General features: G+C 60.1%; 10 protein-coding genes. 2 read left to right on the forward strand and 8 right to left on the reverse strand.

All coding sequences use genetic code 11. From position 1 onward, the window contains the following. Positions 1 to 76 precede the first annotated feature (76 nt). Entirely contained in the window at positions 77 to 1,453 is a 1,377-nt protein-coding gene (locus ACZZ0B_RS28245; RefSeq protein ID WP_463546759.1) for a GTPase/DUF3482 domain-containing protein, read from the reverse strand. Continuing rightward, a complete protein-coding gene (locus ACZZ0B_RS28250) occupies positions 1,446 to 2,819 on the reverse strand; it encodes a DUF2868 domain-containing protein (RefSeq protein WP_463546760.1) in 1,374 nt (457 codons plus the stop codon). The genes ACZZ0B_RS28245 and ACZZ0B_RS28250 overlap by 8 nt, the downstream gene beginning before the upstream one ends. A gap of 85 nt (positions 2,820 to 2,904) precedes the next feature. On the opposite strand from ACZZ0B_RS28250, the gene ACZZ0B_RS28255 reads away from it, so the two are divergent. Beyond that, the gene (locus ACZZ0B_RS28255) at positions 2,905 to 3,417 is read left to right on the forward strand and encodes a dihydrofolate reductase (protein ID WP_159811901.1); all 513 of its coding nucleotides are present in this window, start codon (positions 2,905 to 2,907) and stop codon (positions 3,415 to 3,417) included. A gap of 114 nt (positions 3,418 to 3,531) precedes the next feature. Here the strand turns inward: ACZZ0B_RS28255 and ACZZ0B_RS28260 are convergent, their stop codons facing one another. Beyond that, complete coding sequence (locus ACZZ0B_RS28260; RefSeq protein ID WP_463546761.1) at positions 3,532 to 4,923, reverse strand: L-cystine transporter; 1,392 nt, start codon at positions 4,921 to 4,923, stop codon at positions 3,532 to 3,534. Positions 4,924 to 5,164: 241 nt separating this feature from the next. On the opposite strand from ACZZ0B_RS28260, the gene ACZZ0B_RS28265 reads away from it, so the two are divergent. Then, positions 5,165 to 6,226, forward strand: coding sequence for an HAD family hydrolase (locus ACZZ0B_RS28265; protein WP_159811900.1), 1,062 nt, complete (start codon positions 5,165 to 5,167; stop codon positions 6,224 to 6,226). A gap of 190 nt (positions 6,227 to 6,416) precedes the next feature. On the opposite strand, the gene ilvD is transcribed toward ACZZ0B_RS28265, so the two are convergent. The 5 genes from ilvD to ACZZ0B_RS28290 form a co-directional block, all read right to left on the reverse strand. Then, positions 6,417 to 8,258, reverse strand: a complete 1,842-nt coding sequence (gene ilvD, locus ACZZ0B_RS28270; protein WP_008088424.1) for a dihydroxy-acid dehydratase — start codon at positions 8,256 to 8,258, stop codon at positions 6,417 to 6,419. A 255-nt stretch (positions 8,259 to 8,513) separates the two neighbouring features. Next, the gene (locus tag ACZZ0B_RS28275; RefSeq protein ID WP_463546762.1) at positions 8,514 to 9,737 is read right to left on the reverse strand and encodes an MFS transporter; all 1,224 of its coding nucleotides are present in this window, start codon (positions 9,735 to 9,737) and stop codon (positions 8,514 to 8,516) included. After that, positions 9,730 to 10,707 carry a diiron oxygenase gene (locus tag ACZZ0B_RS28280; RefSeq protein ID WP_463546763.1) on the reverse strand — a complete coding sequence of 326 codons (978 nt, stop codon included), beginning with the start codon at positions 10,705 to 10,707 and terminating at the stop codon, positions 9,730 to 9,732. The genes ACZZ0B_RS28275 and ACZZ0B_RS28280 overlap by 8 nt, the downstream gene beginning before the upstream one ends. Then, entirely contained in the window at positions 10,704 to 11,777 is a 1,074-nt protein-coding gene (locus ACZZ0B_RS28285) for a SagB family peptide dehydrogenase (protein WP_463546764.1), read from the reverse strand. Before ACZZ0B_RS28285 ends, ACZZ0B_RS28280 begins: the two co-directional genes overlap by 4 nt. Positions 11,778 to 12,221: 444 nt before the next feature. Beyond that, positions 12,222 to 13,418, reverse strand: coding sequence for a class I SAM-dependent rRNA methyltransferase (locus ACZZ0B_RS28290; RefSeq protein WP_008088415.1), 1,197 nt, complete (start codon positions 13,416 to 13,418; stop codon positions 12,222 to 12,224). Positions 13,419 to 13,452 lie beyond the last annotated feature (34 nt).

Here is a 13,452-nt window from a genome sequence, read left to right on the forward strand (position 1 = left end):
CGGTGAATACAATTTTTTGTGATCAGCCGAGATCCCTGTGGGAGCTGGCTTGCCAGCGATGGGGCCAGGTCAGGCACTAGAGCCCTTTGGCTAACGACTCAACCTGCTCCTGCCTTTCCGCCTGATTCAACTTCGCCTGCGGATTCAACGACGACCACTGCGGATGCGCCCGCGCCTTGTTCAGCGCCTCCGGCAACTTGCCCTCACGCCAGGTCTTATCCTGCGGCGTCGCCACCTGAACCGCGTCCATCGCCGCATGCCCGCGCTGATCCAGCGCCAACACCAACTGCCGCTGGCGCAGCGCCAACAGCCGCAATACCCCGTCATCCACCGTCAACTCACGCTGCCCTCTGATCTTGCCGAGCAAGCGACTGCCATAACTGCGCGCCGTCTGCAGCGCACCGCCGGCAATCGCTCCCGCCAACGCCGCTGCGCCAAGGGTAATCCCGCCAACCAGCAAATCCACACCAGCCCCCGCCGCCGCACCGGCAGCAATCCCGCCGCCCACACGCACACCAAGTTGCTTCAAGGTTTCCGGGTTGAACAGGTCATCACCCCAACGCCCATCGAGCAACGGCAAATCACTCGCCGCCGCATCCTGCGGACGAAACGCATACAGCTTGAGCAGCGCTTCAACACACTTCTGCTCGCGCTGGCGCACAGCCTTGCGCAGTTCGCTGATGGCTTGCTGTTCCTGCGCCGCTTCACTGACCACACTGCGCCGACAAGCCGCACAGTCGATCAACAATTCAGCAATCAAACGCGCCGCACTTTGCTGACGCGCGAGGCGCTGGGCCTGTTGATCGGCAATCAAGCGTTCCAGTTGCGGACGAGCGTTTTCCAGCAGCAGCGCCAGACTCTCATACAGCCGCCGCTCGCCATCTTCCGGCGGCGCCACACTGTCGAAACGCACCAGCGCATGCAGCCCGAGCCGCGCCAGCGCCTCGCGCCAATCCGGCTCGCGATGGTTGGCGCTGCTGACAAAATTCAGCACCGGCAGCAGCGGTTTGCCGCAACTGGCGAGCACTTCCAACTCATCACGATATTTGGCCAACACCGGTTCGCGGGCGTCGATCACATACAAACCGGCGTCGGAGGCGAGCAGTTGCCGCAGCACTTTCGCCTCCTGCTCGAAACGCTGGCGCGCCTCGCTGCCGTCGAGAAACCGCGCCAGTCGCGCCGGGCCGTCGAGGCGTTCGCCGGGGCGTTCCAGGCGCTCGAGAAAATCCAGCAGGGCGATGGCGTCTTCCAGCCCCGGCGTGTCGTAGAGGTCGAGCAACGGCTCGCCGTCCACCGACAACCGCGCGCCTTCGACATGCCGTGTGGTGCTTGGGCGATGAGACACTTCGCCGAAGCCGACATCGCGGGTCAGCGTGCGCAGCAGCGAGGTTTTACCGACGTTGGTGTGGCCGACCACCGCGAGTTTCAGCGGCGCTTTCCAGGCATCAGTCATGACCCGTCTCCAGCCAGTTCAACGGCGCGCAATCGGCGAACGGCAACTCCAGTTGTTGCAGCGCTATGTGCCAGTCGCCGAGGCGTTCGGCATCGAGTGCTTCACCGGGCGGCGCTTGCAGCAGCCAGACGCGGGTTTCTCCGGCGTTGCGCGCCAGTTCGGCGATTAGCGCGAGGCTGCCGCGATCCGGCGAGCGCCGTGGATCGCAGGCAATCGCCAGGCGTGCTGGCGGGAAGCGACTGAGTTGTTCGAGAAGTTTATGGCGTGACTCGCGGCTGTCGAGGATGCCAGCATTGCTGACATTTTTCGGCAGCGCGGGCGGCCATGGACGTTGTTCATCGAGTTCGATGGCGACCAGCAGCGCACCTTCGCTGGCGAGTTCGCCGACGCTGCTTTCAACGCGGTGCAGTTGCGCAGGCTCCGGATCGTTGACGCCGAGGCGTTCGCTGGTCGGCATCAGGCGTTCGCGCAATTGCGCGTAGCCGGGCAGGTTCAGGTCCAGACGCAGCGCGGTTTTGCCGCTGTTCCAGCGCCAGAAACACAACAGCGTCAGCAGCAGACGCGGCAGCACGCCGTACACCACCAGCACGCCGACCAGCCAGGTTGCCCAGGCCTGACGAGCGCTTTCGATGTCGAGCGCGCCGTCGCCGCTGGCGCGGATCATCTCCACCGTCGGCACATTGAAACCGAGCAGCGACGGCAGATAACCGAGCGCGTGGGTGACATGGATAAAGGTGTCGGCGCTGAGAATCGTTGTTTCCCAGACGAAGCCGTAGCGCCGGGTCGCCATCAGTGTCAGCAGCAGAATCAATGCGCTGAGCATCGCCAGCAACCACAGGCCATTGACCAATGTGCCGAGTGCCCAGCGATTGAGTTTCTTGCGTTGCAGCATCAGTAGCAGGGCGGGCGCCAGTTGCGCGGCTTTGGCGTCGCGGGCCATTTTTTCGCTGAGCCACAGCCACAATCGTCCGAGCGTGGCGCCGTGTTCGCCGGCGAAGATCAAGCCCAGCAACCAGCTCAGCAGCAGAATCAGGTTCAGCCCGAGCAGACTGCCCAAGGCCCAGAACACGTTGACCGGCGTCTGGCCGAGTGCGGCGTAGGCCAGACCGGCGCCGCTCAGTACCGCGAAGATCATCAGCAACACCAGCGCCAGACGCGCGCCTTGCAGCCAGTGTTTGAGTGCGGCCGTCAGCCCGTCACGTTCGGCTAGCCATAACGCCCGGCGTTGAATGCGGCTCGGCAGATCGCCGCCAGCGGTGCGCGCCAGACGATTGGCTTCCAGATCTTCGAGGGTGCCGGCGTGTTCTTCGCGCAGGCGCACGGTCTCGGTCAGCCAGAGGTTTTGCAGTGGAGTCAGTTCAGTCACGCGCCATTCCGTCGCTCAATTGAGCGCTGAGCATAACCGCTGTGGCGCTTATCGGGGTAAGCGCGGCTCTGGTATCCTCGCCGGCATGACTAAATCACTCCCCCTCAGCCTGATCGCAGCCCTCGGTGAAAACCGCGTGATCGGCGTCGACAACAGCATGCCCTGGCACCTGCCGGGGGACTTTAAATACTTCAAGGCCACGACCTTGGGCAAGCCGATCATCATGGGTCGCAAGACCTGGGATTCGCTCGGTCGGCCATTGCCGGGGCGCTTGAACATCGTGGTCAGCCGTCAGGCCGATCTGGTGCTCGAAGGTGCGGAAGTGTATCCGTCGCTGGAAGCCGCAGTGGTTCGCGCCGAGGAATGGGCGAAAGAGCAGGGCGTTGATGAGTTGATGCTGATTGGTGGCGCGCAGTTGTACGCGCAAGGGCTGGCGCAGGCGGATCGTCTGTATCTGACGCGCGTGGCGTTGAGCCCGGAGGGGGATGCGTGGTTTCCGGAGTTTGATTTGAACGACTGGAAACTGGTGTCGAACGTTGAAAACCCGGCGGTTGAAGATAAACCCGCATACAACTTCGAAGTCTGGGAAAAGGCTTAAAAGCATCGCTGGCAAGCCAGCTCCCACAGGTCTAGAGGTGTTCACAAAATCTGTGTTCACCACAAAACACTGTGGGAGCTGGCTTGCCAGCGATAGCGGTCTTTCAGGCGCTAATCAGGCCTGAGCAAGCTCCGCATGCTCATCGGCATCCAGCAGTTCTTTATCAGTCTGCTGCATCACCTGACTGGTAATCGCGCCAGCGGTGATCGAACCGCTCACGTTCAACGCCGTGCGCCCCATATCAATCAGCGGCTCAACCGAAATCAGCAACGCCACCAGTGATACCGGCAAGCCCATCGCCGGCAGCACGATCAGCGCCGCGAACGTCGCGCCGCCACCGACACCGGCCACACCGGCCGAACTCAACGTCACAATCGCCACCAGCGTCGCGATCCACAGCGGATCCAGCGGGTTGATGCCCACGGTTGGCGCAACCATTACCGCCAACATCGCCGGGTACAGACCGGCGCAACCGTTCTGGCCGATGGTCGCACCGAACGATGCTGCGAAACTCGCCACCGATTGCGGAATCCCCAATCGACGGGTCTGCGCCTCAATACTCAGCGGAATGCTCGCCGCGCTGGAACGGCTGGTGAACGCGAACGTCAGCACCGGCCAGATCTTGCGGAAGAAACGCAGCGGATTGATCCCGGCCGCCGACACCAGCAAGCCGTGCACGACAAACATCAGGCCGAGACCGAGGTACGACACCACGACGAAACTGCCGAGTTTGATGATGTCCTGCAGGTTGGAACCGGCGACCACTTTGGTCATCAGCGCCAGCACGCCGTACGGGGTCAGCTTCATCACCAGACGCACCAGACGCATCACCCAGGCTTGCAGGGTGTCGATGGCGTTGATCACTTTCTGACCTTTCTCGACGTCATCCTTGAGCAGCTGCAGCGCGGCAACCCCGAGGAATGCCGCGAAAATCACCACGCTGATGATCGACGTCGGCTTGGCTCGCGCCAGATCGGCAAAGGGGTTTTGCGGGATGAACGACAGCAGCAGTTGCGGCACATTCAGGTCGGCGACCTTGCCGGCGTAGTCGGTCTGAATGGTTTGCAGACGGGCCATTTCCTGGGTGCCGGCGACCAGACCTTCGGCGGTGAGGCCGAACAGGTTGGTCAGGCCGATGCCAATCAGCGCGGCAATCGCGGTGGTAAACAGCAACGTGCCGATGGTCAGGAAGCTGATCTTGCCCAGCGACGACGCGTTGTGCAGACGCGCCACGGCGCTGAGGATCGAAGCGAACACCAGCGGGATAACAATCATTTGCAGCAACTGCACGTAGCCGTTGCCGACCAGATCGAACCAGCCGATCGAAGCTTTCAGTACCGGGTTGCCGGCACCGTAAACGGCGTGCAACGCCACGCCGAAGGCCACGCCCAGCGCGAGTGCGAGCAGGACTTTTTTCGCCAGGCTCCACGTGGTGTGGCGGGTTTGCGCCAGACCGAACAGCAGGGCGAGGAACACCAGCAGGTTGAGAATCAACGGTAGGTTCATGAGAACTCCAGAAAGACTTTGCCAACAGCCTTCCGGGGCTGCTGCGAACCGGAAAGCCTAACAGCTTGATTTGCAATGATTTAATACCGAAATCTTAGGGTGTCCGTCGTTTTTGGAATAAGCGCGTGTCGCTCTCGGCAATGCATCTGGCGCAAATGGCGGCGTGGGCGGTCGCTGACAGACGAGGACTGTCATACACATTTGTTAGCGTCGATGCTTTTACATCAGGGAGAAAGCATCGATGAAGTTCGCACCGAAATTTCTGGCTGTCGCACTGGCTGTGGGCATGGGCCTGGCTTCTCAGGCTTTCGCCACCGACCTGAAACACTGGCCCGCCGATCAGGCCAAAGCGCTGGACGCGATGATCGCGGCCAACGCCAACAAGGGTAACTACGCGGTGTTCGATATGGACAACACCAGTTACCGCTACGACCTCGAAGAGTCGTTGCTGCCGTTCATGGAAAACAAGGGCCTGATCACCCGCGACAAACTCGACCCCTCCTTGAAACTGATGCCGTTCAAGGACACCGCCGACCACAAGGAAAGCCTGTTCAGTTACTACTATCGCCTCTGCGAAGTCGACGACATGGTCTGCTACCCGTGGGTGGCGCAGGTGTTCTCCGGTTTCACCCTCAAGGAACTCAAAGGCTACGTCGATGAGCTGATGGCTTCGGGCAAACCGGTGCCGGCGACTTATTACGAAGGTGATGTGGTCAAGAAGCTCGACGTCAATCCGCCGAAAATTTTTACCGGCCAGCAAGAGCTGTACAACAAGCTGATGGAGAACGGCATCGAGGTTTACGTGATGACTGCGGCTTCCGAGGAACTGGTGCGCATGGTCGCGGCGGATCCGAAGTACGGCTACAACGTCAAACCGCAGAACGTTATCGGCGTGACCACGCTGCTGAAGAACCGCGAGACTAACGAACTGACCACCGCGCGCAAGCAGATCACCGCCGGTAAATATGACGAGAAGGCCAACCTAGGGCTCGAGCTGACGCCATATCTGTGGACCCCGGCGACGTGGATGGCCGGCAAACATGCGGCGATCCTCACTTACATCGACGAGTGGAAAAAACCGGTATTGGTCGGTGGCGATACGCCGACCAGCGACGGTTACATGCTGTTCCACGATGTCGACGTGGCCAAGGGCGGGATTCACTTGTGGATCAACCGCAAGGACAAGTACATGACGCAGTTGAACGGCATGATGGCCAAGCACGCGGCGGCGCAGGCGAAGGAAGGGTTGCCGGTGACGGCAGACAAGAACTGGGTGATCGTCAAACCTGAAGAAATTCAGTAACCCCCAGAATCCCCTGTAGGAGCTGCCGAAGGCTGCGATCTTTGATCGTTCCCACGCTCTGCGTGGGAATGCAGCCCGTGACGCTCCGCGTCACTGGACGCGGAGCGTCCCTTGAGAGATTTCCACGCAGAGCTTGGGAACGATCAGCCCCGCACGTTGGCGGGGCATTTTTATTGCTGCGATTTGATGCTTACAGGCCGTCAAGCATCGCTTTGTTACGCACAGCACCTTTGTCGGCGCTGGTCGCCAGCAGGGCGTAAGCCTTGAGGGCGGTGGTGACTTTGCGTGGACGAATCTCGACCGGTTTCCAGCCTTTTTTGTCCTGCTCGGCGCGGCGTGCCGCCAGTTCTTCGTCGCTGACCAACAGGTTGATCGAACGGTTCGGAATGTCGATCAGCACTTTGTCGCCATCCTGCACCAGACCGATCGCGCCGCCGGCAGCAGCCTCAGGCGAAGCGTGACCGATGGACAGACCGGAGGTGCCGCCGGAGAAACGACCGTCGGTGAGCAGCGCACAGGCTTTGCCCAGGCCTTTGGATTTCAGGTACGACGTCGGGTAGAGCATTTCCTGCATGCCCGGTCCGCCTTTCGGGCCTTCGTAGCGAATGATGACGATGTCGCCAGCCTTCACTTCGTCAGCGAGGATGCCGCGCACCGCGCTGTCCTGGCTTTCGAAGATCTTCGCGTTGCCTTCGAAGACGTGGATCGACTCGTCGACGCCAGCGGTTTTCACCACGCAGCCGTCGAGCGCGATGTTGCCGTACAGCACAGCCAAACCACCTTCTTGCGAATAGGCATGTTCGAAGCTGCGGATGCAGCCGTTTTCACGGTCGTCATCCAGGGTTTCCCAGCGGGTCGACTGGCTGAACGCTGTTTGCGTCGGGATACCGGCCGGGCCAGCCTTGAAGAAGTGATGCACCGCTTCATCGGTAGTCTGGGTGATGTCCCACTTGGCGATGGCTTCTTCCATGCTGCGGCTGTGCACGGTCGGCAGGTCGGTGTGCAGCAAACCGCCACGGGCCAGCGAACCGAGGATGCTGAAAATGCCGCCGGCGCGGTGTACGTCTTCCATGTGGTACTTCTGGATGTTCGGCGCGACTTTGCACAGCTGTGGAACAGTGCGCGAAAGACGGTCGATGTCGCGCAGGTCGAAATCGATTTCGGCTTCCTGGGCGGCAGCGAGCAAGTGCAGGATGGTGTTGGTCGAACCGCCCATGGCGATGTCGAGCATCATCGCGTTCTCGAACGCCTTGAAGTTGGCGATGTTGCGCGGCAATACCGACTCGTCGTTCTCGCCGTAGTAACGCTTGCACAGCTCGACGATGGTGCGGCCAGCCTGCAGGAACAGCTGTTCGCGGTCGCTGTGGGTGGCAAGGGTCGAACCGTTGCCCGGCAGTGCGAGGCCGAGGGCTTCGGTCAGGCAGTTCATCGAGTTGGCGGTGAACATGCCGGAGCACGAACCGCACGTCGGGCAAGCGCTGCGCTCGTACTCGGCGACTTTCTCGTCAGAAGCGCTTTCGTCGGCGGCGATCACCATGGCGTCGACAAGGTCGAGGCCGTGGGAAGCGAGTTTGGTCTTGCCGGCTTCCATCGGGCCGCCGGAAACGAAAATCACCGGAATGTTCAGGCGCAACGCAGCCATCAACATGCCCGGGGTGATCTTGTCGCAGTTGGAAATGCACACGATGGCGTCGGCGCAGTGGGCGTTGACCATGTACTCGACGGAGTCGGCGATGATCTCGCGGCTCGGCAGCGAATAGAGCATGCCGTCGTGGCCCATGGCGATGCCGTCATCCACGGCGATGGTGTTGAATTCTTTCGCTACACCGCCGGCGCGTTCGATTTCGCGGGCGACCAGTTGGCCCAGATCTTTCAGGTGCACGTGGCCCGGTACGAACTGGGTAAACGAGTTGGCAATGGCGATGATCGGCTTTTTGAAGTCGTCATCTTTCATCCCGGTGGCGCGCCACAGTGCGCGGGCGCCGGCCATGTTGCGGCCGTGGGTGGATGTTTTCGAGCGGTAATCTGGCATGGAGCACTCCGGGCGGCTAATCAGGTACTAAATGGGAGTGAGCTTCTATTAACGTCTGGAACACTCAGAAATGGCCGTGTGTCCGGAAGCTGCCGATGACGTTGCGGGATCGCCGCTGGTCTCAGCCTGAGCTCATAAACCCGCCGGGGGATGAATGGCGATGAATCAGGCGATTCTACACCGCTGGCGTCTGGAGGGAATGGCGCAAAGTGTTGTTCCAGCGCCGACGGTGTGTGCGGCATGACGACCGGCAGGCTAATCGCCGCCAATGGCGCTGGCCTCGCAGACTCTGGCGCGCTGGCTGATACGCCAGTTGAGCATCAATGCCACGCCGCTGAGCAGCATAAAGCTGTAGCCCAGTGTCGATTGCAGGTTGGCTGTGCTCAAGCTGATCAAGGCGCTGATCAGCCCGCCGCAAATAAAGATGAGGGTACTGCCGGCCGAGGCTGAAGTGCCGGCCGCATCGGGGAACAGGCCCATGGCCCTCGACGTCGCTGCCGGGCGAGTAATGGTGGTGCCGGCGGTGCAGATCAGCATCGGAATCAGCACGGTCGCCGGCGCCAGGGCAAAATTCGAGGACAGGTAGAGCATCGCCAGTCCCGCCAAGAGGATCAGGCTCAAACCGACGATGATTTGCTGGCCGGGCGTTATCCTGCGGCTGAGTAGCGTGGCGACGATGCCGCCAACCACATACGCGGCCCCGTAAACCAGCAGGATCAGCGAAAAGTCATAGGGTGCCAATTGCAGTTGGTCCATGAAGATCAGCGGTGAAATGACGATGAACGAGAAGTGGCAGGCAAAGGCGAATGCCGAGATCAGCCAGTAACCGACAAACTCGAAATTCCCCAGTACCCGTCGATATGACTGAGTGAAACCCAGGCGTGCGCCGCTGTGGGCCGGACGGCTGTTGTCCAGAAACGCCCAGGCCTTGATCATCACCACGGCGGCCAGCGCGACAAACACCCAAAAACTGCCGCGCCAGCCAAGCCAGGCTTGCAGGAACGTGCCGGCCAGCGGTGATACCGAGATGAACAGCCCCGAAGCCGTGACCATCAAAATACGCAGTCGATCACGCTGTTCGCCCTCGAACAGATCCTGCACGAGGGCCTGGGACAGCACGAAACAGCCGCAGCCCAAGGCCTGCATGAGCCGGAACAGCAGAAACAGCCGGTAATCGCTGGTGGCCACGCACCCGAGGGCACCGAGAATCGAAATCGTCATGCCCAGTAGCAGCAAACCCTTGCGCCCGATGACATCGGACAGGGGGCCGATCAGCAATTGAGCGAAGGAAATGCCCACGGCGAACAGACTGATCGACAGCGCGATGTCCGCCGGGGTGCTGCCGAAGTGTTCGGCCAGCGCCGGAAACGAGGGCAGCAGGACATCCAGTGGAAATACCCCCAGCAGCACCATCGCCAGCAGCAGGCTGACTGCTCCGCGCCGTTGGCGGGCGGTTACCACAGATTTTCCTTCATCCATCGATCAGTCCTGCCTTGGCAAAGAGTTTCTGGTTGTGGGCGAGTGCGAAAAATCCGGCCTTTTTCAGGGCATCCAGCGTCGCGGTTGCACCCGTTCTGGCGCGCTGACGGCTGGCATTGGCGTTGATCAAGCCATCGAGAATTTCCCTGATAGCGCTGTCGGCGATAGCCTCACTGCGCAGACTTTGTTGCAGCCATTGCTCATCGACCTCGAAAAAAATCCTGATGACCTCCAACAGTATTTTTGCGCTGAACATGCGCTGGCGGCTGTTCAGGGTCAGCCAGAGGTAATGAAAAACCTCGGCGAAATAGCGGCTGTGACGGGCCTCGTCAGCGAGGTGATCGCGCAGCATGTCGCTCACACTGGATACCAGACTGTCGCGGCAGACATCGAGCAACTCCCGGGCAATGATGGTTTCCGATACGAATCCAAGCAGAAACCAGGCCAGCGGGCGGTTGCCTTCCGGGGTGCGTGCAATCACTGCGTTCAAGCGAGTGATGCGCAACGGCATCGCCGGGCGATCGGTGATGCCATGCAGGCGGGCGATCTGTTCGGCGAGTTGATGGGAAAACAGCGCGTGATAGCCCTCGTCGGTGTAGAGCTGCAGGGCGGCGTTTTTCATGCGCGAGGGCACGTAGGCGGGCAACTCACCGTGGACGATGGTTTCGACGGCCCGGTTGACGATGCGGTGTTCGAGCAGAGTGGTGTAGTCGAGAAAGTGCACCAGATGCCTGGCCGCCAGGCTGTGGGTGACTGCGCTGCCCGCAGCCTGGATGACCGGGTGTGCGAGGTACGGAAGAAAGGCGGGTGGAAACCAGTGGCGGGTTTCCAGTTGCTGCGCCAGATCCGGCGGCAGTTGGTAATCGTGTTGGCTGGAACGTACCGAAGCGCGATTGTTCCAGTCGCTGAGAATGAACTTGTGTGCCCACGACTCGGGGGCTTCGGTCTGCTGCTGAATCTGTGAGCTCATGTTTGGGCCTGCTGCAACAGATCCTGCATTTCCTGGCACATGGCCTGACCGTCGCTGGCGCCACAACCGACGAAGAACAGCGGTTGTTCCGCGCTGCCAGTGATGCTCAGCAAGGTTTCGACCTGATCATCCGAGAACGCTCCGGTCAACCAGGTGCCGAAGCCCAGTGCGGTGGCCACCAGCTGGAAGGATTGTGAGAGATGGCCCGCTTCGACGAAGGCCATGCGATAGGCTCGAGAATGCTCGTATTTCCACCAGAGCTTGTCGAAGCGCGCGGTGATGAACAGCCCCAGCGGCAAGTTGTTGATGAAGTGTTGGCCGCCGAGCAGCAGGCCCAGCGCCGACTCCGGCAGTGGGTTGATAAGGCTCAAGGCATGTTCTGCCGGATGATAGGCATAGACGCCGGGCTGCAGGCCGCTGACGTTCTGTGCCAGAACAAAGCCCTCGCAGGCATTCAGTCCACCACCCGAGGGGCTGCTGCGACGCGCGTCGAGACCGTTGGCAATGCTGTCGTCGCGGTCGTTGTCGCGCTCGTGTAAATAGCCGAAGGATAGATAGAGCAGGGTGGCGACATCATTCAATGTGATCGCTTCACCGGTATAGGAACGGCAGGTTTTGCGCTCGCGCAGCGCGTGGCCAAGGCTGTCATCGGTTAACACGCGGGACGCCGGGAGCGCGATGCGCGGCTGCGTGCCCTGTGCCGGGCGCTCTGTCGCGGGCGCCGGTTTGGCCAGTACTTCATTGCAGTGGCTCAGGTATTGTCTGGACCACTCTTGGATATTCTGTGGTGGTTGTTCGCACGGAATGTTTTGTGTGCCGATGTGATAAATCTTCGACAGTTCATCCCAGCCCCATTCTGGGCTGTCAATCTTTGAAGCAGTTATTATTCCTGCGTTTAATAGTTGGGTGTCTATTATATTGTCTTGATTGAACAAGTTTGGGTTGTTGATAAGTTTTGCAAGTCTACAAGAGTAATCAAGATCCAGTTCGTGCTGGAGGTGGTCTTTGTAATTCCAGACTATGAATCCGGGCGTGCGCGGCAATATGAATAAGTACGGATTGATGTGCATGTTCAATGCTTCACTCTGGAGAGGTCTGAAGGACGCTGGGGTGCCGGCACTCCCCAGCGTCCTGACTTACTTAACGGGCTTTAGGGGCAACCAGAAAAGCCAGGTTTGCGATTTTGTTAGTTTCCAGAGTAATTGCTTTCATAGTATGAACTCCTTGTTCATCGAGATTGAATGCCACCTCGTGGTGACAACTTAATCATAGTTTGTAATTGATTAATGGCAAGCGGAGATTAAGTAGGAAGATTCCGTAAATTTGTCGGAGCAAATCTTGCTTCAGGCCTGTGCTTGTAAGTTGTTTTCCATTGTTTTAAAGACGCAGAGAAATTTCCTGCACGCTGCCAGGAAGTTAGTTGTAGGAAAAGAAAAAACTGAATGGCAATCGACGGCCTTGCACCGCCCGAAAACAAGCGGGGAGCCCTTGGGCTCCCCGCTTTTGCTCGGCTATCAGCTGTTAGGCAGCAGGCGGCAGGTGATGCTCTTGATGTAGCGCGTTTCGGGGATCGCCGGGTGCACCGGGTGATCCGGGCCCTGACCGCCGCGTTCGAGCATCTGGATGTTGCGATCCAGGTGACGGGCGCTGGTCAGCAGGATGTTCTGCAGATCGTCTTCCGGCAGGTGCATCGAGCACGACGCGCTGACCAGGATGCCGTCCTTGTTGAGCAGGCGCATGGCTTGCTCATTCAGACGACGGTAGGCGCCTTCACCGTTTTTCATGTCTTTCTTGCGTTTGATGAACGCTGGAGGGTCGGCGACGATCACGTCGAAGCGTTCTTCGCTGGCTTTCAGCTCTTTCAGCGCTTCGAAGACGTCGCCTTCGATGCAGGTCATCTTGTCGGCGAAACCGTTCAACGCAGCGTTGCGCTCAACGCCGTCGAGGGCGAAGGCCGACGCATCGACGCAGAACACTTCACTGGCGCCGAAAGCGGCAGCCTGCACGCCCCAACCACCGATGTAGCTATAAAGGTCGAGAACGCGTTTGCCTTTGGCGTACGGCGCCAGGCGTGCGCGGTTCATGCGGTGGTCGTAGAACCAGCCGGTTTTCTGACCCTGGATGACCGGGGCTTCGAATTTCACGCCGTTCTCTTCCAGCGCCACCCACTCCGGCACCAGGCCGAACACGGTTTCGACGTAGCGGTTGAGGCCTTCGGCATCACGTGCCGCGGAGTCGTTCTTGAACAGGATGCCGCTTGGCTTGAGCACTTGGGTCAGCGCCGCAATCACGTCGTCTTTGTGCGCTTCCATGGTCGCCGAGGCGATCTGCACGACGAGGATGTCGCCGAAACGGTCAACCACCAGGCCTGGCAACAGGTCGGAATCACCGTAGACCAGACGATAGAACGGCTTGTCGAACAGGCGATCGCGCAACGACAGGGCCACGTTGAGGCGATGGACCAGCAGCGATTTGTCCAGTTGCAGTTTGATGTCGCGCGACACCAGACGGGCGCAGATCAGGTTGTTCGGGCTCATCGCTACGATGCCCAGCGTTTTGCCGCCGGCGGCTTCGAGGATCGCCTGATCGCCGGCCTTGAAGCCGTGCAATGGGGTGGCGGCCACATCGATTTCGTTGCTGTAGACCCACAAGTGGCCGTTGCGCAGGCGACGGTCGGCATTGGCTTTGAGGCGCAGGCTAGGCAGGGACATGACGTCGCTCCGGAAAAAAGAGCGGGAGTATAGC

The organism is Pseudomonas sp. AC247 (assembly GCF_979258015.1).

Excerpts from the sequence above, each read along its gene's own strand:
- ACZZ0B_RS28285 (WP_463546764.1), bottom strand. The coding sequence starts at position 11,777 with ATGCACATCAATCCGTACTTATTCATATTGCCGCGCACGCCCGGATTC.
- ilvD (WP_008088424.1), bottom strand. The coding sequence starts at position 8,258 with ATGCCAGATTACCGCTCGAAAACATCCACCCACGGCCGCAACATGGCC.
- ACZZ0B_RS28245 (WP_463546759.1), bottom strand. The coding sequence starts at position 1,453 with ATGACTGATGCCTGGAAAGCGCCGCTGAAACTCGCGGTGGTCGGCCAC.
- ACZZ0B_RS28265 (WP_159811900.1), top strand. The coding sequence starts at position 5,165 with ATGAAGTTCGCACCGAAATTTCTGGCTGTCGCACTGGCTGTGGGCATG.
- ACZZ0B_RS28275 (WP_463546762.1), bottom strand. The coding sequence starts at position 9,737 with ATGGATGAAGGAAAATCTGTGGTAACCGCCCGCCAACGGCGCGGAGCA.
- ACZZ0B_RS28255 (WP_159811901.1), top strand. The coding sequence starts at position 2,905 with ATGACTAAATCACTCCCCCTCAGCCTGATCGCAGCCCTCGGTGAAAAC.
- ACZZ0B_RS28290 (WP_008088415.1), bottom strand. The coding sequence starts at position 13,418 with ATGTCCCTGCCTAGCCTGCGCCTCAAAGCCAATGCCGACCGTCGCCTG.
- ACZZ0B_RS28280 (WP_463546763.1), bottom strand. The coding sequence starts at position 10,707 with ATGAGCTCACAGATTCAGCAGCAGACCGAAGCCCCCGAGTCGTGGGCA.
- ACZZ0B_RS28260 (WP_463546761.1), bottom strand. The coding sequence starts at position 4,923 with ATGAACCTACCGTTGATTCTCAACCTGCTGGTGTTCCTCGCCCTGCTG.